Source organism: Streptomyces sp. NPDC052052 (assembly GCF_040680455.1).
In the GTDB taxonomy this organism is placed as follows: domain Bacteria; phylum Actinomycetota; class Actinomycetes; order Streptomycetales; family Streptomycetaceae; genus Streptomyces.
In genome coordinates, this window is sequence record NZ_JBFAWU010000011.1 from 34,463 (window position 1) to 54,179 (window position 19,717).

Here is a 19,717-nt window from a genome sequence, read left to right on the forward strand (position 1 = left end):
GGCTCGGCGCCCAGGACCGGCTCTCACCAGCCGTCGAGCGGAGGTGTCGTCTCGGCCGGAGGCAACTGCCACGGCTGCACCCGCACCGCCCACACCGTGAAGGCCACCATCGCGACGCACGCCAACAACAGCAGCAGCCGGCGTGCGCGCCGGCGGCGGCGCAGCAGACGGCCGCCGCGTCGTGCCGCCTGACGCGCCAGATCGGCGGGCACCTGCGGATGCGGACCGGCCAGCATGCGCCAGACCTCGTCCTCCCTGCTGCCGCGGCCGTTCACGGCGCCCTCCCCAGCGGCCCCTTCGGCCCCAGGGGCCCCAGCAGTCCCCGCCGGGCCGTCGGCCGGCGGGTGCCGCGCAGGGTGGCCACCGAGCGGTTGCAGAGCGCCCGGATCCGGTCCACCGGAAGCCCGAGCAGGGCCGCGGCCTGTTCCTCCGCGACGCCTTCGTACAGCCGAAGGACGAGAACCAGGCGTTCCTGCGGGGTCAGCGGGTCCAGCAGGCCGCCGCGCGGGCGGTGGTGCTGCCAGACCTCGTGTGCGAACCGGGTGACCAGCGCCTGCCGGGTGCGGTCGTACGGGTCCTCGCCGCGCAGCCGCTCCCACTCCGCGTACGTGTGTGCCAGCGCGACCATCAGCAGCCGCTGGGCGCGGGGGTTCGTGCCCGGCGGCTGCATGGGCTCGGCGGTGAGCAGCGTCGCGGTGTGCAGCAGCCGGCCGGCCGCGCCCGCCACGAACGCCTCGAACTCCTGGGAGCGGCGCCGTTCGTGGCCCGCTTGGCGCTCTCGCACAGAACTCATCCGAGCCGCCCGGGAGTTCCCGGGTCAAGAGGCGTGCACCGGACAGCTCGTGGGGCCGTGCCGTCGGACGCCGCCGCGGCACCCGGGGTGCCGCGGACGGGAGTGCTCAGCCGGCCTCGGGAGTCTGGTGCGATGCCTGGCGGGCCGCCAGTGCCCCGTTGAACCGGGTGAGCAGCGCGCAGAACGTCTCGCGCTCCTCGGGCGTCCAGTCGTCCGTCACCTGCGACATGAGCTCGCGCCGCGACATACGGACCTCGCCCAGCCGTGCCTGGCCGCGCGGCGAGAGCTGCAGCACGACGGCCCGGCCGTCCTCCGGGTGCGAGGTGCGCTTGACCAGGCCCGTCTCGACCAGCGGTGCGACCTGCCGGGTCACGGTCGAGGAATCGATCCCCATGCCCGCGGCCAGTGCCTTGACGCCCATCGGGCCTTCCCGGTCCAGCCGGTTGAGGAGCAGATAGGCGGCCCGGTCCATGGTGTTGCGGACCTGCCCGACACCGCCGAGGCGGGTCTGCTCGGCACGGCGGGCGAATACTGCGACCTGGTGTTGCAGTGTGTCGAGGACCTGGTCGGAACCCGTGGAATCGGGGGCCGGGTCCCCGGAAGGAGACGCAGCTGTCGTCATGTCCTGAGGGGGCATGGCCGGGGGCTCTCTTCATGCGGTGTCGGATGGGTGGGGGACAGAGTACGCGGCTGCGGGGTAACGCGTACCAGTGCTGTGCAAACCCGTGGACAGCGGTGCACGGAGGGATCACGCGAGGCATCCGGCACCCTGTCGAGCTGCGAGACTGACGATATGAGCTACCGTGCCCCAGGCCGTTTCCCCCCGCTGATCCTCGACGACGTCCGCGGGGCGCAGAAGATGCTCTCCGGCGTGGCCAGGATGACGCCCATGGAGGGCAGCCGTCACCTCACCGAGCTCGTGGGCGCGCCGGTCCATCTCAAGTGCGAGAACCTGCAGCGGACCGGTTCGTTCAAACTGCGTGGTGCCTACGTACGGATCGCGGGCCTGTCTCCGGTGGAGCGGGCGGCCGGCGTCGTGGCCGCGAGTGCCGGAAACCATGCGCAGGGTGTCGCACTCGCCTCTGCGCTGCTCGGCGTACGGTCGACGGTCTTCATGCCGGTCGGGGCTCCCCTGCCGAAGGTGGCCGCCACCCGCGAGTACGGGGCGCAGGTCCGGCTGCACGGTCATGTCATCGACGACACGCTGGCCGCCGCCCAGGAGTACGCGCATGACACCGGCGCGGTCTTCATCCACCCCTTTGACCACCCGGACATCATCGCCGGGCAGGGCACCGTGGGCCTGGAGATCCTCGAGCAGTGCCCCGAGGTGCGCACGATCGTCGTCGGGGTCGGCGGCGGTGGTCTCGTCGCGGGCATCGCGGTGGCGGTCAAGGCGGTCCGGCCCGATGTGCGGATCATCGGCGTGCAGGCGGCGGGTGCGGCCTGCTATCCGCCGTCGCTGGCCGCGGGCCACCCGGTGTCGATCGCCTCGCCGACCACGATGGCGGACGGCATCAAGGTCGGACGCCCCGGCGATGTGCCGTTCGCGTTGGTTCAGGAGCTGGTCGACGAGGTCCGCACGGTCTCCGAGGACGAGCTGTCCAGTGCGCTGCTGCTCTGCCTGGAGCGGGCGAAGCTGGTCGTGGAGCCGGCCGGTGCGAGCCCGGTCGCGGCGCTGCTGAGCGATCCGAAGTCGTTCCGCGGACCGGTGGTCGCCCTGCTGTCGGGCGGCAATGTGGACCCGCTGCTGATGCAGCGCGTCCTGACCCACGGCATGGTGGCGGCCGGCCGTTATCTGAGTCTGCGGCTGCGGCTGAGCGACCGGCCCGGTGCGCTGGCCACGCTGCTGGCCGTGCTCTCGGTGGTCGACGCCAACGTCCTCGACATCGGGCATGTGCGGACCGATCCCCGGCTGGGGCTCACGGAGGTCGAGGTGGAGCTGCACCTGGAGACGAAGGGCCCGCAGCACTGCGACGAGGTCTCGGCGGCGCTGCGTGAGGCGGGCTATCTGGTGATGAGCTGAGCCCCGGGCGAACCCCGGCCGCCCCGCTGCGGCGGCCCCCCACCGTGCGAGGAGCCCCCGGCCACCGGCCGGGGGCTCCTCGCACGAGGGTGCGGGATCAGCCCGTGTAGGGCTTCGCCGCGAGGATCTTCACGGTTGCCGTCTTGCCGTTCGGAAGCTCGTACTCGGCGTCGTCGCCCGTGCGCTTTCCGTTGACGCCGGTGCCGAGCGGCGACTGCGGTGAGTACGTCTCGATCTCCGAGCTCGCGTACTCACGGGAGGCGAGCAGGAAGGTCAGGGTGTCGTCCGGGTCGCCGTCGAAGGCGATCGTCACGACCATGCCGGGTTCGACCACACCGTCGTCGGCAGGTGCCTCGCCGACCTTGGCGTGTTCCAGGAGCTGGGTGAGCTGGCGCACCCGCAGCTCCATCTTGCCCTGCTCCTCCTTGGCCGCGTGGTACCCGCCGTTCTCCCGGAGGTCACCCTCCTCACGGGCCGCCGCGATCTTTACGGAGATTTCCGTGCGCGCGGGACCAGACAGGTACTCCAGCTCGGCCTTGAGCTGGTTGTACGCCTCCTGCGTGAGCCAGGTGACGTTTTCGCTGGTCTGGGTCACAGGGTGCTCCTCGTCGGTACTGGGAATACAAAGCAACGCCCTACCCGTAAGCATGTGCCTTCCCGGGTGGGCGAAACCACGAGCCTAACAATTCCCCCGGAAAAGGGGGAGCAGGTTTACGGCTCGGGTCGTTCAGGTGCAGGTCAGGGCCTGTGTCGGCGGTTCAGCGCTGGCGTGCGCAGATCAACGCCCCGCCCCGCCGTCGTCGGTGCAGCCCAGCAGCTCGACCGTGGTCGCCCTGGCGGTCGTGCGCAGGGACACGACCTGGTCGATCCGGTCCGAGTGTGCGTCGAAGCGGACGTCCTTGCGGGCCACCTCGCTGCCGTCCTTGTGCTGCGAGCGGAGCGTGCAGTAGCCCTTGACGTCCGCGCCCTTGCGCACCTCCAGGTGCACATCCATGCGCTCGTCGGAGACCACCTTGAACTTGATCACCTCGGCGCTGATGCCCCGGCCGACGACGTAGCCGTAACCGATCCAGCACAGCACTCCGAGCAGGGCGACACCCAGCACCGCACCGAGAATCCTGAGCTTGCGGTCCGCGCGCTGGTCCGCGGAGCGGCCGTAGCGGTTCTCCGGAAGCGCCTCGCGCACCGCGGTCATGATCGTTCCTCCCGTACCGGGGATGCTGGAATTTTCCGCCCCCCGGTTCGGTCACTATAGAAGTCTGCCACCCGCCACCCGGGCGCCACCCCATGCAGACGTCCCTGCGGGACGGCATCTCTCCACGGCGTCCCCTCAACGAGGATCGAGACTTGACTGAGCAGCTGCGACTGATGGCCGTCCACGCGCACCCCGACGACGAATCGAGCAAGGGTGCGGCCACCATGGCCAAGTATGTGTCCGAGGGGGTGGACGTGCTGGTCGTGACCTGCACGGGAGGCGAGCGCGGCTCCATCCTCAACCCGAAGCTCCAGGGCGACGCGTACATCGAGGAGAACATCCACGAGGTGCGCAGGAAGGAGATGGACGAGGCCCGGGAGATCCTGGGCGTCGGGCAGGAGTGGCTCGGCTTCGTCGACTCCGGTCTTCCCGAGGGAGACCCGCTGCCGCCGCTGCCCGAGGGCTGCTTCGCGCTGGAGGACGAGGAGAAGGCCGCCGGGCGTCTGGTCCGCAGCATCCGCGCGTTCCGGCCGCAGGTCGTCACGACGTACGACGAGAACGGCGGCTACCCCCACCCCGACCACATCATGACCCACAAGATCACGGTGATCGCCTTCGACGGCGCGGCGGACGGCGAGACCTTCCCCGAGTCGGAGTTCGGCCCGGTCTGGCAGCCGCAGAAGCTCTACTACAACCAGGGCTTCAACCGGCCCCGGACGGTGGCGCTCCACGAGGCGCTGCTGGCCCGTGGCCTGGAGTCCCCGTACGGCGACTGGCTGAAGCGCTGGACGGAGTTCGAGCGCGAGGAGCGCACGCTGACCACGCACGTTCCGTGCGCGGACTTCTTCGAGACCCGCGACAAGGCCTTGATCGCACACGCGACCCAGATCGACCCCGACGGCGGCTGGTTCCGTGTCCCGATGGACGTCCAGAAGGAGGTCTGGCCGACCGAGGAGTACGAACTGGCGAAGTCCCTCGTCGACACCTCCCTCCCCGAGAGCGACCTCTTCGCGGGCATCCGCGACAATGCCTGATATGTACGCGACCCAGGCACTGACCCATCTCGTCCCTCTCGCCAAGGAGGTCGACGACAACAAGGTGACCCCCGGCGTTCTCGGCTTCATCGTCTTCGCGGTGCTCGCGGTGGGCGTGTGGCTGCTGATGAAGTCCATGAACCGCCACATGGGCAAGGTCGACTTCGAGGAGGCCCCGGACCCGGAGGCGGCGTCGGACGACACCGTCGCCGCGGGCGCCGGAGCCACGAAGCGGAAGTAGGCACGGCGCGGTACCGGGGCGCCCGGTACCGCACCCACCGCGCCCGGAGGCCGCAGTCGGTGGCCGAGTCCGGGGCGGTGCGCGGTGTGCCGTTTCTCACACCCTCGGTGGGACCGGCACGCCCATGACCTCCCGTGCGTGACGTGTCGGCGTCAGGCCCAGGCGCCAGGCCTGCCAGCCGTCCGCCAGGTCCACGCCACGGTTCAGCACCACCGTGAACGCCTCCGCGCAGTCCTCCAGCTTGCTGTCGCGCGTCGGGTGGCCGGCCAGGAGCAGGTCGGCCAGTTCCTGCTGGGCCACCGCCGTGCCCACCTCGCTGCCGCCCGGCGACGCGTACGGCAGCAGCGTGCAGCGCAGGAACCGGGCCCAGTCCTCGCCCCGGGTGTCGCCGTAGGAGGCGAACAGCTCCGCCGCCTCCCCGCACAGCTCCAGCGCCTGCCCGGCACGGTTGTTGCCCGCGTCGACCAGGGCCAGCTCCAGGCATGTCCAGGCCTCGCCGTGCGGCACCCCGATCCGGCGGAAGTCGGCCCGCGCGTCCGCCAGCAGCTGGCGGGCGAAGCCCGAATTGAGAAGGTTCCCGGTCCGCGCGGCCCGCTGGTCGCGGGTGACCCGGCCCGAGTGGTGACGGGCACACGCCAGCCCGTAGGCGTCACGCATCCGGGAGAACATCGTGCGGGCCCGCTCCAGCTGCCGCACCGCCTGGTCGCCGTCACCGCCCTCCTCCAGGGCCTGCCCCAGGTGGTACCGCGTCCACGCCTCCCCGCGCGCGTCCTCGTTGTCACGGTGGCGGCCCAGGGCCAGGTTCAGCTCCTCGACGGCCGTGGCCGGGTCGCCCTCCAGCAGCCGGGCCCGCGCCAGCTGGGTCAGCGCCCACGCCTCCCCGCGCTCGTCACGGGTGCGGCTGTACAACTCCAGGGCCGTGCGCAGCGCGTCCTTGGCGCCGTCCACATCGCCCATCCGCAACAGCGTCTGCCCCAGCTGGTACTGCGCCCATGCCTCACCGTGCAACGACTCGCCCTCCCGGTGCAGGGCCAGCGCGGTGTCCAGGAGGGCCAGGGCCTCGGCCGGGCGGGCCCGGTCGCGCTCGACCGCGGCCAGGGCGTGCAGCGACCACGCCCGGTCCTCGGCCTGCTCCGCGGAGGACTGCAGCTCGATCGCCTCACCCAGCCGTGCCGCCGCCTCCGTCAGATTCCCCTGATGGTGCAGGGTGATGCCGAGCGAGCACAGCGCCAGCGCCGCACCGGCCTCGTTCTGCGCCTCCCGGTACAGGCCGACGACCGACGACAGTGTGGTGCGCGCCTTGTCCAGCTCGCCGAGCTGACGGGCCGCGATGCCGGTACGCCACTGCACGGACCGCTCCAGCAGCCCCTTGTCCACGGCCTGCGTCAACTCGCTGATCTCACCCAGCCGGTAGAGGTCACCGCGCAGCAGGCAGTAGTCGCACAGCGCGCCCAGCAGATCCAGCACGGTCCCCTGGTCGACTCCCTCCGCGTGCCGCAGGGCCGACGTGATGAAGCTCGACTCCTCGTCCAGCCACTGCAGTGCCGACTCCAGCGAACCGAACCCGTGCGGGCCGAACTGCCCGGCCCGGGTCGACAGCTTGCCGTCCACCATGCGGATCACCGCACCGGCCAGCTCCGCGTAGTTCTTGATCAGCCGCTCCTGGGCCGCGGTACGGTCCGCCGCCTCCTCCTCGTCCCGCAGCCGGGCCAGGGCGAAGCCCCGGACGACATCGTGCAGCCGGTAGCGCGCGCCCCGCACATGGTCCAGCAGCCCGGCCCCGGCCAGCGTCGCGAGCAGCCGCCCGGCCTCCTGCTCGTCGGTCGAGAGCAGCGCCGCGGCCGCCGCGGCGCCCAGACTGGCCCGCCCGGCCAGCGCGAGCCGGCGCAGCAGCCGCCGCGCCGGCTCGGTCTGGTCGGTGTAACGCAGCCACAGCGCCCGCTCGACCGGTGTGACCGGGCCGTACGAGGCGAGATCACGGGCGAGCGCGCTCGGAGTACGCGGACCGAGCGCGGATCCCGCTATGCGCAGCGCCAGCGGCAGCCCGCCGCACAGCTCGGCGACCCTGTCCGTCGACTGGGAGTCGTACGGCCCCTGCTCCTGCTCCCGGGCGGCCTCGCGCAGCAGCTCCTCCGCACCGGCCGCGTCCAGTGCGCCCACCGGCAGCCGGTGGACCCGGGCCGGGATGTCGGCGGGCAGTTCGAGGGGCTCGCGGGCGGTGACCAGGACGAGGCTGTCGGAGCGCTCGGGCAGCAGCGCGCGGACCTGCTCCGCGTCGGCGGCGTCGTCCAGGACGATCGTCACGGGGGTGTCGGTCAGATGCCGGTGGTACAGGTCGGTCAGCCGCCGCACCTGCTGCTCGGCGGAGTCGTCCCCCCGGGCCTTCCCGTCCGGCCGGGAGGAGGACCCGTTCCGGAACAGCAACTGCTCGCGGGGGGCGCCCAGCCGGTTCAGCAGATGCAGCAGCGCGTCCCGCGTCGACAGGGGCGTCTCTCCGGCCACATCGCCCCGCAGGTCCACCACACAGGCACCCCGGAACTGGTCCTTCAGGCCGTGCGCCGCCCGCACCGCGAGCGTGGTGCGGCCGGTGCCGGGCGCGCCGTGGAGCACGACGACGGTCGGCTCGGTCTCCGTCGACGCCCGGGACTCGCGCACCCACTGGGCGATCCGGGCCAGTTCGGCCCGCCGTCCGGCGAACGGCCCGTCGGTGGAGGGCAGATGACGGAACGACTGATCGAGCACCGCACGGGTACGGGCCGCTGCGCTGCGGTCGCCGCCGCGCAGCGAGGGAGCGTTCCGCGCCGGTGCGGGAACCTTCTTCCCCGAGGTCCGCGAGGAGGCGGCGAGCATGCGTTGCTGGTCGAGGAACGGGCGGATGCCCCGCACCTCCAGCGCCGCCAGCCACTGCAACCGCAGCTGTTCGGGGCCGCCGGGCTGTCCGAGCGCACCCGCACGCCGGTGGGCGGCGGGCCAGTGCGAGGCGGTGACCTTGGCGACGGTCGCCGTCGCCCCGGCGACCGCGACGACGGCGCCCGCGCCGAGGGCCGGCCCCGCCGCCGTACCGAACGCGACATCCGCGGCCACTGCGGCGACTGCGGCAACTCCGGTTGCCAGGAGTGGAGTTCCCATGGATTCCCGGCTGAACCGGGCGGACAGCGGCCGCTGCCCGGCCTCGGCCGCGTCCAGCGCCTGGACATAGGCGGCGTACTCCTCGGCCGCCCCGGCCGCCAGCGAATCGAGCGCGGCATGCCCGCGCGTCGTGAGCACGGCGGCGTCGGCCCGGCCCCCCGACCGCCGCACCTCTTCCTCGACCGCCCTTACCAACAGCCGTTCGGCTTCCGCCCGATGGCTGTCCCGCATATGCCTCCCCCTCCGATTCCGATGATGACGACAACTCCCGCGGCCGTCGCCGCCCGGTGTCCTGCGCACGGCGCGGTGGCGAGAGAGAGCGATGCGATCAACCGGGCCTGCGAGAGGATGCGGGTACGCCGAATCGCCTGAACCGTGAGACTTCCCCGTACCCGCTCCGGCATGCCGACGATCCACCCGACCGGTGACCCCGGCCGCCCGAGGCCTTCGCCGTCCCCGCGCCCGGGGTCAGCTCCTGGCGCCGCCCCGTGCGGTGAGCACGATCTGGGTCTGGGTGGTCTGCCCGACGAGACGGTCCTTGTCGTCGCGCAGGTCGGTCTGTACGACGATGAGGGTGCCGCCGACGTGCAACGGGCGGGCCGTGGCGTGAACCCGCCCGGAGGTCACCCCGCGCAGGAAATTGGTCTTCGACTCCACCGTGGAAGTACCGGCGCCCGGCGGGAGGTTGAGATAGGCGCAGACCGCTCCGACGGAGTCGGCCAGCGCCATCAGCGCACCGCCGTGCAGCGCGCCGCCCACGGTGCAGGACTCGGGGGACCAGGCCAGGCTGCCCATGGTCCGGCCGGGCGCAGCCTCGTGGAGTTCGATGCCCAGCCGCGTCGCCAGGGGCATGGCCGCCAGGAGATCGGCGAGGCCGGGTGCGGTCGGCTCGGAAGAGGCCATGGCGTGGATCCTTTCGCATACGGGTGCGTGGTCGGTGACACGTGGTGAGGATCGTGTCACCGCGTTCCCGCGGTGTCGACGCATCCGCGGCAAGGGCCGGTCTCATGGAGAAGAACGCGCCAACCCGCCGCGCATGCCCGGTCAGTTGGCGGGCTGCATGCCGAGAAGATCGTTGAGGATCTGAAGACCCGTCGGCAGTATGCGGAGTGGAAGGGCCAGGGCGCCGACGCCTTCCGTGCCTGGGGTGGGGACCTGGCCAATGCCACGACGGTGGTGCGCAGGCCTACATCGATGCGGCTGCAAGGGCCGGCAAGGAAGAACTCCTCGCGGAGATGACCGGGCGCCGTCTGGCGGAGCTGTGGCGGGCTCGGGGGCTGACTCGGCAAGAGACGGCCGACCGTACGGGCGTCCCGAAGGGGCGTGTGTCGCAGATCGAGCGAGGGCACATGCCCGGGCAGGACGTCCTTGCGCGGTTCGCTGCCGCACTGGGCGGACGCCTGCATCAGGCGATCTGCTTCGACGACGGAGACATCGCGGCCATCTCCTGAGAAGTGTGCAGGGCCGAGCGGGCATCGCATGGGAGGGTGGAAGCATGAACCGCCTGGCTCAAGAGACGTCGCCCTATCTCCTTCAGCACGCCGACAACCCGGTCGATTGGTGGCCGTGGTCGGAGGCGGCCTTCGCCGAGGCGCGGCGACGGGACGTGCCCGTGTTCCTCAGCGTCGGGTACAGCTCCTGCCACTGGTGCCACGTCATGGCGCACGAGTCGTTCGAGGACGACGACACCGCCGCGTACATGAACGAGCACTTCGTGTCGGTCAAGGTCGACCGCGAGGAACGGCCCGACGTGGACGCCGTGTACATGGAGGCCGTGCAGGCGGCGACCGGGCAGGGCGGCTGGCCCATGTCCGTCTTCCTGACCCCCGAGGCCGAACCCTTCTACTTCGGCACGTACTTCCCGCCCGAGTCCCGGCACGGGATGCCGTCCTTCCGCCAGGTGCTCGAAGGCGTCTCGGCCGCCTGGACGGACCGCCGCGACGAGGTCTCCGGGGTTGCCGGACGCATCGTCGACGACCTCGCCCAGCGTTCGCTCGCGCTCGGGGGCGACGGGCTTCCAGGTGGGACGGAACTGGCGCAGGCGCTTCTCGGGCTCACCCGGGAGTACGACGAGAAGCACGGCGGGTTCGGCGGTGCGCCCAAGTTCCCGCCGTCCATGATCATCGAGTTCCTGCTGCGCCATCACGCCCGCACCGGGGCCGAGGGCGCCCTCGACATGGCCGCCGACACCTGCGCGGCGATGGCCATGGGCGGGATCTACGACCAGCTCGGTGGGGGGTTCGCCCGCTACTCGGTGGACCAGAAGTGGGTGATTCCGCACTTCGAGAAGATGCTCTACGACAATGCGCTGCTCTGCCGGGTGTACGCACACCTGTGGCGCTCGACCGGCTCCGAGCTGGCCCGCCGGATCGCCCTGGAGACCGCCGACTTCATGGTGCGCGAGCTGCGCACCCCGGAGGGCGGATTCGCCTCCGCGCTGGACGCCGACAGCGACGACGGGACCGGCCGGCACGTCGAGGGCGCCTACTACGTGTGGACGCCCGAGCAGCTGCGGGAGGTGCTCGGCGAGGAGGACGGGGCCTTTGCCGCGGAGTACTTCGGGGTGACGCCCGAGGGCACCTTCGAGGAGGGCTCCTCGGTCCTGCGGGTCGCACGCACGGGCGCCGAGGTGGACACGGACCGGGTCGCCGACGTGCGGGCCAGGCTCCTTGCCGCCCGGGAGCTGCGTCCGCGCCCCGGGCGGGACGACAAGGTGGTGGCCGCCTGGAACGGCCTGGCGATCGCCGCGCTCGCCGAGACGGGGACGTACTTCGGCCGGCCCGACCTGGTCGAGCGTGCCACCGAGGCGGCCGACCTGCTGGTACGGGTGCACATGGGTGACAACGCCCGGCTGTCGCGTACCTCGAAGGACGGACGGACCGGCGGCCACGCGGGGGTCCTGGAGGACTACGGCGATGTCGCGGAGGGCTTCCTCGCCCTGGCCGCGGTGACCGGCGAGGGCGTCTGGCTGGAGTTCGCCGGCTTCCTCCTCGACATCGTGCTCCAGCACTTCACCGGTGAGGGCGGGCAGCTCTACGACACGGCGGACGACGCCGAGCGGCTGATCCGGCGCCCGCAGGACCCCACCGACAGCGCGACCCCGGCGGGCTGGACGGCGGCGGCCGGTGCGCTGCTCTCGTACGCCGCGTACACCGGCTCCCGGCCCCATCGCGAGACCGCGGAGGGGGCGCTCGGGGTGGTGAAGGCGCTCGGCCCGCGGGCTCCCCGGTTCATCGGCTGGGGGCTCGCGGTCGCCGAGGCCCTGCTCGACGGGCCGCGTGAGGTCGCCGTCGCCGGTCCGGTCGGCGGTGCGCTGCATCGTACGGCGCTGCTGGGTACGGCGCCCGGTGCGGTGGTGGCGGCGGGGGAGGGGGCGGAGGCGGAGTTCCCGTTGCTGGCGGACCGGCCGATGGTGGACGGGGCGCCGACGGCGTACGTGTGCAGGCACTTCGTGTGCGATGCGCCGACGGTGGACCGTCAGGAGCTGGCGCGCCGCCTGGGGTCGGACTCGGCCGGGGACTGAGCCCCGGCCGGCGTCGTGACCGGCACAGGGTGCCGGTCACGGCGCTACAGCGTCAGGCCGCCTTCGAGGGCGTCCAGGGCCCGGTTGATCAGTGCGGCCAGGTCGCCCTCCTGGCCGTGTTCGCCCCAGTACAGCGTCACCTCGCGCAGCGCCCCCAGGACTGCCGCGATGAAGACCCGGACCTCCAGGTCGTCGGGGCCGCGGCCGATACGGTCGGCGACCACCCGTGCCAGGATCTTCGCCGTGTCCGACAGGGTCTCCGTCATCCGTGCCCGGACGGCGGGGACCTCCACCATCAGGCGCGTGCGCCGGCGCAGCTCCTCGTCGTCGATGCCGAGGACCGTGGGCAGCGCTTCGGTCAGGACGGACCGGAGCGAGTCCAGTGGCGGTTCGCCGGCCGGCCGCTTCCGCAGCTCGGCCGCCATGGCCAGGGCGTACTCGTCGGCGAGGACGATGTCCTCCTTGGTCCCGAAGTAGCGCAGGACCGTGCTCGGCGAGACGTCGGCCGCCTCCGCTATCTGCTCGACCGTCGTCGCGTCGTACCCCCGTTCGGAGATCAGCCGGAACGTCGCCTGGCGTATCGCGGTCCTGGTCCTGAGCTTCTTCCGCTCGCGCAACCCCGTCCCCTGCGGTGTCCCGGGACGGGGGGCGGTAGGGGTGCGGGAGAGGGCGGCCATGGTGACCATTGTCGGGCACCGGAGGGGGAGAGCGGGGCTGTCGCTCAGCTGTGGCTGTAGGCCACCAGCGAGATGCCCACGTAGTGCACGACGAAGGCCGCCAGGGTCAGCGAGTGGAAGACCTCGTGGAAGCCGAACCAGCGCGGCGACGGGTTGGGCCGCTTGATGCCGTAGATGACGCCGCCGGCGCTGTAGAGGACCCCGCCGACGATGACCAGCACCAGCACCGCGATCCCGCCGGTCCGCATGAAGTCCGGCAGGAAGAAGACCGCCGCCCAGCCCATCGCGATGTAGCAGGGCGTGTAGAGCCAGCGCGGGGCGCCGACCCAGAACACCCGGAAGGCGATGCCGGCCGCCGCGGCGCCCCAGACCGCCCACAGCAGCGGCGTTCCGGTCGCCTCCGGGAGCAGGAGCAGGGTCAGCGGAGTGTAGGTGCCCGCGATGATCAGGAAGATGTTGGCGTGGTCGAGCCGACGGAGCACCGCCTCGCCACGCGGGCCCCAGGTGCCTCGGTGGTAGAGCGCGCTCACGCCGAACAGGAGGCACGCGGTCAGCACGTAGATGCCGCAGGCGATGCGGCCTCGGGCGCTGTCCGTCAGGGCGATCAGGGCGATCCCGGCGACGATCACGGCGGGAAACATCCCCGCATGCAGCCAGCCGCGCAGGCGAGGCTTCAGCGGGGTGGGGGACTCGGCTGGTTCCAGCCCGGCTGGCTCGGGCGCGGTGGCGGCGGCAGTCATTCCCGCATCGTACCTACGCAACCGTAGGTATCAGCGGCGAGTGGTGATGCTCACGTGTGCGGCCCTCTGGACAGATGGGCAAAAGGGTCGGATGATCAAATGAGTGCGTTCGGCACCGGATGAGCGCCAACGGGTTCGAAGGGGTAGAAGCATCCGGGTCGCAGCCCCCACGGGGCAACTACACAACTGACACCCTCACCTAGGAGCGATCGTGGCGCGCGACATCGCGGCTCCCCCCACTGCCCCCACCCAGCACCAGGAGCTCGCCTCCTGGGTGAACGAGATCGCAGCCATCACCGAGCCGGACCGGGTGGTCTGGTGCGACGGCTCCGAGGACGAGTACAAGCGCCTGTGCGAGGAGCTTGTCGCCAAGGGGACGTTCACCAAGCTGGACGAGACCAAGCGCCCGAACTCCTACTACGCCGCGTCCGACCCGAGCGATGTCGCCCGTGTCGAGGACCGCACGTTCATCTGCTCCCAGAAGCAGGAGGACGCGGGTCCGACGAACCACTGGAAGGACCCCGCCGAGATGCGGGAGATCTTCACCGGTGAGCAGGGCGTCTTCCGTGGGGCCATGCGCGGTCGCACGATGTACGTCGTGCCGTTCTGCATGGGCCCGGTCGGCTCGCCGCTGTCCGCGATCGGCGTGGAGATCACCGACTCCGCGTACGTCGCCGTCTCCATGCGCACGATGACGCGCATGGGTCAGGCCGTGCTGGACGAGCTGGGCTCCGACGGCTTCTTCGTCAAGGCCGTCCACACGCTCGGCGCCCCCCTGGAAGAGGGCCAGGAGGACGTTCCGTGGCCGTGCAACACCACCAAGTACATCTCGCACTTCCCCGAGGACCGCGAGATCTGGTCGTACGGCTCCGGCTACGGCGGCAACGCCCTGCTCGGCAAGAAGTGCTACGCGCTGCGCATCGCCTCCGTCATGGCGCGTGACGAGGGCTGGCTCGCCGAGCACATGCTGATCCTCAAGCTCACGCCGCCGCAGGGTGAGTCCGAGTCCCCGAAGTACATCGCCGCCGCGTTCCCGAGCGCCTGCGGCAAGACCAACCTCGCCATGCTGGAGCCCACCATCCCCGGCTGGAGCGTCGAGACCATCGGCGACGACATCGCCTGGATGCGGTTCGGTGAGGACGGCCGCCTCTACGCGATCAACCCCGAGGCCGGCTTCTTCGGCGTCGCGCCCGGCACCGGCGAGCACACCAACGCCAACGCCATGAAGACCATGTGGGGCAACTCCGTCTTCACCAACGTCGCGCTCACCGACGACGGCGACGTCTGGTGGGAGGGCATGACGGAGACCGCTCCGGCCCACCTCACCGACTGGAAGGGCAACGACTGGACGCCCGCGTCCGACACCCCGGCCGCGCACCCCAACGCCCGCTTCACCGTCCCGGCCGGCCAGTGCCCGATCATCGCGCCCGAGTGGGAGGACCCGAAGGGCGTGCCGATCTCGGCCATCCTCTTCGGCGGCCGCCGCGCCTCGGCCGTACCGCTGGTCACCGAGTCCTTCGACTGGCAGCACGGTGTCTTCCTCGGAGCCAACGTCGCCTCCGAGAAGACCGCCGCCGCCGAGGGCAAGGTCGGCGAGCTGCGCCGCGACCCCTTCGCCATGCTGCCGTTCTGCGGCTACAACATGGGCGACTACATGGCCCACTGGCTCAAGGTCGGTGCGGACAAGGACGCCTCGAAGCTCCCGAAGATCTACTACGTGAACTGGTTCCGCAAGAACGACGCGGGCAAGTTCGTGTGGCCCGGCTTCGGCGAGAACAGCCGCGTCCTGAAGTGGATCGTCGAGCGCCTTGAGGGCAGGGCGGAGGGCGTCGAGACGCCGATCGGCATCCTGCCGGCCAAGGACTCCCTGGACACCGTGGGACTGGACCTCTCCGAGTCCGACCTGGACTTCCTGCTCAAGGTCGACACAGAGGTCTGGCGCGAGGAGGCCGGGCTCATCCCCGAGCACCTCAACACCTTCGGTGACCACGCGCCGAAGGAGATGTGGGACGAGTACCGCGCGCTGGTCCAGCGCCTGGGCTGACACCCGCCGGGCGCACCCCGCACGGGGTGCGCCCCCGCGCACCCCGCGACCGGGTCTCCCGACACCCGCCCTGACCTGTGGCGTCATCGGCCCGCCGCGGCACGACCCCCGGAATCCTCCTGCGATTCCGGGGGTCGCCCTTTTCTCATGGCTTATATAAGGAGTCTCCGGGTGGTGCCGTCTCCTGGCGCGCAGCACCTCCACCGGCGCTGCGAGGTTCCTTCACGGCGCCGGTGGCCGGGGCGGCCGCCGGCGCCGTCAGCGCAGACGTGCCGGTCGGCCGCGGCTTTCCCGCCGGGGTGCCGTGGAGTGGGTGCACCCGGTCCACGCGCCTGGTCGGCCCGTGGACCGGGGCGGTCAGTGGGCGCTGACCAGGCGCGACGGGGCGTCGGGAGCGGTGGCGGCGGCGATCGCCGCCGCGTGGGCGTCCATGCGCTCGGCGGCGAGGATCGCGACGGTCGTGTCGGCGCGGGATGCGGCCACCACCAGGGTGCGGCCGGCGAGGGCGTGCGCGTGACGGTGCAGCGCGAGTGCGGGCGCGTCGGTCCGGCCGGCGTGCCGGGCGGGCGGGGTGCCGCGCAGCCGGGCCACCTGATCGGCGATGCGGTCGCCCACCGCGTCGAGCCCCAGCTCGTCGGTGACCGCGAGCAGCGCGGCCAGGTGTCCGGCGAGCTGGATGTCCAGCTCCTCCTCGCGGGAACGGCGCGGGAAACCGCTGCGGTCGGCCGTCGAGTGGACCGATGGGGTGCGGATCGGCTCGTACATGGATGGCCTCCTGGTGATGCTGTGGAGACCATCCTACATTGGATTCAGTCTAAAGTTGTCTGCGATCGAATCAGGGATTTCCGACCGGTGATCGGTTACGGCTGGCCGTAGCCGTCCAGGAAGTGCGCGATCCGGCCCACCGCGTCCGTCAGGTCCTCCGTCGAGGGCAGCGTCACGACACGGAAGTGATCGGGCTCCGGCCAGTTGAAGCCGGTGCCGTGCACCACCATGATCTTCTCGGCCCGCAGCAGGTCCAGAACCATCTGCCGGTCGTCCTTGATCTTGTAGACCTTGGGGTCGAGGCGCGGGAAGAGATACAGCGCCCCCTTCGGCTTCACGCAGGTCACGCCCGGAATCTGGGTCAGCAGCTCGTACGCCGTGTCCCGCTGCTCCCGGATGCGCCCGCCCGGCAGCACCAGATCGTCGATCGACTGCCGCCCGCCGAGCGCGGTGGCCACCGCGTGCTGCGCGGGCATGTTGGCGCAGAGACGCATGTTGGCGAGGATCGTCAGTCCCTCGATGTACGAGGCGGCGTGGTCCTTCGGGCCGCAGACCGCCAGCCACCCCGACCGGTACCCGGCCACCCGGTAGTTCTTGGAGAGTCCGTTGAAGGTCAGCACCATCAGATCGGGTGCGATCACCGCGGTCGGGGTGTGGGTCGCTCCGTCGTACAGGATCCGGTCGTAGATCTCGTCGGAGCAGACGACCAGACCGTGCCGCCGGGCGATGTCCGTCAGCCCGCGCAGCATCTCGTCGTCGTAGACCGCACCCGTGGGGTTGTTCGGGTTGATGATCACGATCGCCTTGGTGCGGTCGGTGATCTTCCGCTCGATGTCGGCGAGGTCCGGCATCCAGTCGGCCTGCTCGTCGCACCGGTAGTGCACGGCCGTGCCGCCGGCCAGCGACACCGAGGCGGTCCACAGCGGATAGTCCGGAGCCGGTACGAGGACCTCGTCGCCGTCGTCGAGCAGCGCCTGCATCGACATCTGGATCAGCTCGGAGACGCCGTTGCCCAGGTAGATGTCCTCGACGTCGAGGTCGATCCCCTTGGTCTGGTAGTGCTGCATCACCGCCCGTCGTGCGGACGGCAGCCCCTTCGCGTCGCCGTAACCGTGCGCCCCGGAGAGGTGGCGCAGTATGTCCTCGAGAATCTCGGGCGGGCACTCGAACCCGAAGGCTGCGGGGTTGCCGGTGTTCAGTTTGAGGATGCGGTGACCGGCTGCTTCCAGTCGCATCGCCTCCTCGAGCACGGGGCCCCGGATTTCGTAACAGACATTGGCGAGCTTCGTGGACTGGATGACCTGCATGTCTGGGAGCTTACGACCGCGTTACGCGTGCCGCCCGGAGCTGCCCTCCCGGCTGCCCCGCCCGGGTCACTCCGGTGCCCCGCCGCGTCTTCCATCCCCATGCGCTTCCCGGCCCCGACCCGTGGGAACGACGGTCGGCGACGGGTGCGGGGCTTGGAATGGGCTGGAATCGGGGCGTGACGGACACGAACGGGTGAGATGCGCCACGCGGGCGGCGCTGCCCGGCCCGTGCGGGGTGCGGGCGGCGTGAGCGGGCGCGCCCCCGGGGCGTGCACCCGAGTGCCGCACCGGACGAGGGGCGCCCCTTCCGGGCCGGTGCCAGACTGCGGCAGCGGGGGCCAGGGGGGTCATGAACCGCGCGAGGAAAGGTGATCCATGAAGATCGCAGTACTGGGCGGTACCGGCCGGATCGGGTCGCAGGTCGTGAAGAAGCTGAACGCGGCCGGGCACGAGGCTGTGCCGCACTCGCTGTCCACCGGTGTCGACGTCCTCACGGGGCAAGGCCTGGACGAGGCGATGGCCGGTGTCGACGTCGTCGTCAACCTGACCAATTCCCCGACGTTCGACGAGGCCTCCCCGGACTTCTTCCGGACCTCGATGGACCACATCCTGAGCGTCGCCCGGAAGCACAAGGTGGGCCACGTCGTCGTCCTCTCGATCGTCGGCACGGACCAGGTGCCCGGCCTCGACTACTACCGGGCCAAGACCCTCCAGGAGGACCTCCTCAAGGCCGGGTCCCTCCCTTATTCGATCGTCCGGGCCACCCAGTTCATGGAGTTCATGGACGAGGTCATGTCCTGGACCACCGACGGCGACACCGTCCGGCTTCCGGCCACTCCGATCCAGCCGATCGCTGTGCGGGACGTCGTCGACGCCGTCGTCGGCGTCGCGTCCGGCCCACCCCTGAACGACACCGTCGAAGTCGCCGGACCCGATGTCTTCACCCTCGACGAGCTCGGCCGGTTCACCCTGAATGCCCGCCCCGACGGCCGCACCGTCGTCACCGACGACACCGCCGGCATGTTCGCCGCCGTTCCGGGCGACGCCCTCACCGCCGGGGACGATGCCCGCATCGCCCCCACCCGCTACGCCGACTGGCTCTCCTGACGGCGCGGGCCGCCCGGTGGACCCGGCCGCAGCGGGCCGGGTCCACCGGGGCGGGGGCGGCTGCCGCCCCGAGGGGCGAAAGGGGGAGGAACCCGGTCGCCGTGATGGGGGTGCGGTGACCGGCCGACGGCTTGAAAGCACCTCTTGTGGGCGCCTTTGCGTGTGCGTCAACATGCGCATGTCAAAGCGTTCGCGGGGGCCACCGTCCCCTGCGCAGGTCATCGGAGGGGACCCCCACATGAAGAAGCCTCTCGTCGGCGCGCTGTTCACTTTTCTGCTGCTCGGGGCGGGGATCGCGCCCGCAACCGCGGCGGCCGACCAGGGCACGGCGGCGACCGGCACGGTCGAGAAGGGGATTACGGCTCAGGCCGTGAACTTTGCCGGAACGGTCGCGCTCAGCAACTGTTCCGGATCCGTCGTCCGTACGCCCAACTCCCTTTCTTCCGACCCCGCACTCGTGCTCTCCAACGGGCACTGCCTGGAGACCGGGTTCCCGGATCCCGGCGAGGTCGTGTTCAACAAGTCGTCCACCCGCAGCTTCACCCTGCTCAACGCCGCGGGCACGGGTGTCGGCACACTCAGGGCAAGCAAGATCGCGTACGGGACGATGACCGACACCGACATCTCGGTGTACCAACTCACCCGCACCTACGCCCAGATCGAGAGCACCTACGGCATCAAGGCGCTGGAGCTCGACACCGCGCACCCCGTCCAGGGCACCGCGATCACCGTCGCCTCCGGTTACTGGAAGCGCACGTACTCCTGCAACGTGGACGGCTTCGTCTATCGCCTCAAGGAGGGTGACTGGACCTGGAAGGACTCGGTCCGTTACACCTCCGCCTGCCAGACCATTGGTGGTACGTCCGGTTCGCCGGTGATCGACAACTCCACCGGCAAGGTCATCGCCGTGAACAACACCGGCAACGAGGACGGCGAGCAGTGCACGGTGAACAACCCGTGCGAGGTCGACGAGAGCGGCGTTGTGACGGTGCGTCAGGGCATCAACTACGCCCAGGAGACGTACGGCATCGTGCCGTGCATCGGCGCCGGCAGCCAGTTCGACCTCAGCCGGACGGGCTGCACGCTGCCCAAGCCGTGATGCGGTGAACACCTCCGCCGCCGCGACGCCGACCGGCTCC

The 19,717-nt window shown here is 71.1% G+C and carries 19 protein-coding genes; 8 read left to right on the plus strand and 11 right to left on the minus strand.

Annotated features, from left to right (window positions below; genetic code table 11):
- Window positions 1–23: 23 nt before the first annotated feature.
- The 3 genes from AB0L71_RS15155 to AB0L71_RS15165 form a co-directional block, all read right to left on the minus strand.
- Window positions 24–236, minus strand: a complete 213-nt coding sequence (locus AB0L71_RS15155) for a hypothetical protein (RefSeq protein WP_365242924.1) — start codon at window positions 234–236, stop codon at window positions 24–26.
- A gap of 35 nt (window positions 237–271) precedes the next feature.
- Window positions 272–784 carry a sigma factor-like helix-turn-helix DNA-binding protein gene (locus AB0L71_RS15160; RefSeq protein WP_365242925.1) on the minus strand — a complete coding sequence of 171 codons (513 nt, stop codon included), beginning with the start codon at window positions 782–784 and terminating at the stop codon, window positions 272–274.
- Between the two features lie 115 nt (window positions 785–899).
- A complete protein-coding gene (locus tag AB0L71_RS15165) occupies window positions 900–1,430 on the minus strand; it encodes a MarR family transcriptional regulator (RefSeq protein WP_365242569.1) in 531 nt (176 codons plus the stop codon).
- 156 nt (window positions 1,431–1,586) lie between these two features.
- Here AB0L71_RS15165 and ilvA point away from each other — a divergent pair, with 156 nt between their 5' ends.
- Window positions 1,587–2,816 (plus strand): threonine ammonia-lyase, encoded by a 1,230-nt coding sequence (gene ilvA, locus AB0L71_RS15170; RefSeq protein ID WP_365242571.1) that lies wholly within the window; start codon window positions 1,587–1,589, stop codon window positions 2,814–2,816.
- A gap of 97 nt (window positions 2,817–2,913) precedes the next feature.
- Here ilvA and greA read toward each other — a convergent pair whose 3' ends face one another.
- Both greA and AB0L71_RS15180 read right to left on the minus strand, forming a co-directional pair.
- The gene (gene greA / locus AB0L71_RS15175; RefSeq protein WP_365242573.1) at window positions 2,914–3,411 is read right to left on the minus strand and encodes a transcription elongation factor GreA; all 498 of its coding nucleotides are present in this window, start codon (window positions 3,409–3,411) and stop codon (window positions 2,914–2,916) included.
- 183 nt (window positions 3,412–3,594) lie between these two features.
- Window positions 3,595–4,011 (minus strand): DUF4307 domain-containing protein, encoded by a 417-nt coding sequence (locus tag AB0L71_RS15180; protein ID WP_365242575.1) that lies wholly within the window; start codon window positions 4,009–4,011, stop codon window positions 3,595–3,597.
- Window positions 4,012–4,163: 152 nt separating this feature from the next.
- Here AB0L71_RS15180 and mca point away from each other — a divergent pair, with 152 nt between their 5' ends.
- Both mca and AB0L71_RS15190 read left to right on the plus strand, forming a co-directional pair.
- On the plus strand, window positions 4,164–5,045 hold the full coding sequence (gene mca / locus AB0L71_RS15185) for a mycothiol conjugate amidase Mca (protein WP_365242577.1): 882 nt from the start codon (window positions 4,164–4,166) through the stop codon (window positions 5,043–5,045).
- A 1-nt stretch (window position 5,046) separates the two neighbouring features.
- Window positions 5,047–5,286, plus strand: coding sequence for a hypothetical protein (locus tag AB0L71_RS15190; protein WP_365242579.1), 240 nt, complete (start codon window positions 5,047–5,049; stop codon window positions 5,284–5,286).
- A 96-nt stretch (window positions 5,287–5,382) separates the two neighbouring features.
- Here the strand turns inward: AB0L71_RS15190 and AB0L71_RS15195 are convergent, their stop codons facing one another.
- The gene (locus AB0L71_RS15195) at window positions 5,383–8,646 is read right to left on the minus strand and encodes a tetratricopeptide repeat protein (protein ID WP_365242581.1); all 3,264 of its coding nucleotides are present in this window, start codon (window positions 8,644–8,646) and stop codon (window positions 5,383–5,385) included.
- Window positions 8,647–8,883: 237 nt separating this feature from the next.
- Window positions 8,884–9,318 carry a PaaI family thioesterase gene (locus AB0L71_RS15200; RefSeq protein ID WP_365242583.1) on the minus strand — a complete coding sequence of 145 codons (435 nt, stop codon included), beginning with the start codon at window positions 9,316–9,318 and terminating at the stop codon, window positions 8,884–8,886.
- A gap of 332 nt (window positions 9,319–9,650) precedes the next feature.
- On the opposite strand from AB0L71_RS15200, the gene AB0L71_RS15205 reads away from it, so the two are divergent.
- Window positions 9,651–9,866 carry a helix-turn-helix transcriptional regulator gene (locus AB0L71_RS15205; protein ID WP_365242585.1) on the plus strand — a complete coding sequence of 72 codons (216 nt, stop codon included), beginning with the start codon at window positions 9,651–9,653 and terminating at the stop codon, window positions 9,864–9,866.
- A gap of 44 nt (window positions 9,867–9,910) precedes the next feature.
- Window positions 9,911–11,938 carry a thioredoxin domain-containing protein gene (locus AB0L71_RS15210; RefSeq protein ID WP_365242587.1) on the plus strand — a complete coding sequence of 676 codons (2,028 nt, stop codon included), beginning with the start codon at window positions 9,911–9,913 and terminating at the stop codon, window positions 11,936–11,938.
- 44 nt (window positions 11,939–11,982) lie between these two features.
- On the opposite strand, the gene AB0L71_RS15215 is transcribed toward AB0L71_RS15210, so the two are convergent.
- Window positions 11,983–12,615 (minus strand): TetR family transcriptional regulator, encoded by a 633-nt coding sequence (locus tag AB0L71_RS15215; RefSeq protein ID WP_365242589.1) that lies wholly within the window; start codon window positions 12,613–12,615, stop codon window positions 11,983–11,985.
- A 44-nt stretch (window positions 12,616–12,659) separates the two neighbouring features.
- A complete protein-coding gene (locus AB0L71_RS15220; protein WP_365242591.1) occupies window positions 12,660–13,355 on the minus strand; it encodes a hemolysin III family protein in 696 nt (231 codons plus the stop codon).
- Between the two features lie 211 nt (window positions 13,356–13,566).
- Between AB0L71_RS15220 and AB0L71_RS15225 the strand changes: the two genes are divergently transcribed.
- A complete protein-coding gene (locus tag AB0L71_RS15225) occupies window positions 13,567–15,399 on the plus strand; it encodes a phosphoenolpyruvate carboxykinase (GTP) (protein ID WP_365242593.1) in 1,833 nt (610 codons plus the stop codon).
- A 357-nt stretch (window positions 15,400–15,756) separates the two neighbouring features.
- Here the strand turns inward: AB0L71_RS15225 and AB0L71_RS15230 are convergent, their stop codons facing one another.
- Both AB0L71_RS15230 and AB0L71_RS15235 read right to left on the minus strand, forming a co-directional pair.
- On the minus strand, window positions 15,757–16,164 hold the full coding sequence (locus tag AB0L71_RS15230; RefSeq protein ID WP_365242594.1) for a hypothetical protein: 408 nt from the start codon (window positions 16,162–16,164) through the stop codon (window positions 15,757–15,759).
- Window positions 16,165–16,259: 95 nt separating this feature from the next.
- Window positions 16,260–17,471, minus strand: coding sequence for a pyridoxal phosphate-dependent aminotransferase (locus AB0L71_RS15235; RefSeq protein WP_365242596.1), 1,212 nt, complete (start codon window positions 17,469–17,471; stop codon window positions 16,260–16,262).
- A gap of 375 nt (window positions 17,472–17,846) precedes the next feature.
- Between AB0L71_RS15235 and AB0L71_RS15240 the strand changes: the two genes are divergently transcribed.
- The gene (locus AB0L71_RS15240) at window positions 17,847–18,578 is read left to right on the plus strand and encodes an NAD(P)H-binding protein (protein WP_365242598.1); all 732 of its coding nucleotides are present in this window, start codon (window positions 17,847–17,849) and stop codon (window positions 18,576–18,578) included.
- Between the two features lie 238 nt (window positions 18,579–18,816).
- Window positions 18,817–19,677: a serine protease gene (locus tag AB0L71_RS15245; RefSeq protein ID WP_365242600.1), complete on the plus strand. Its 861-nt coding sequence runs from the start codon at window positions 18,817–18,819 to the stop codon at window positions 19,675–19,677.
- Window positions 19,678–19,717 lie beyond the last annotated feature (40 nt).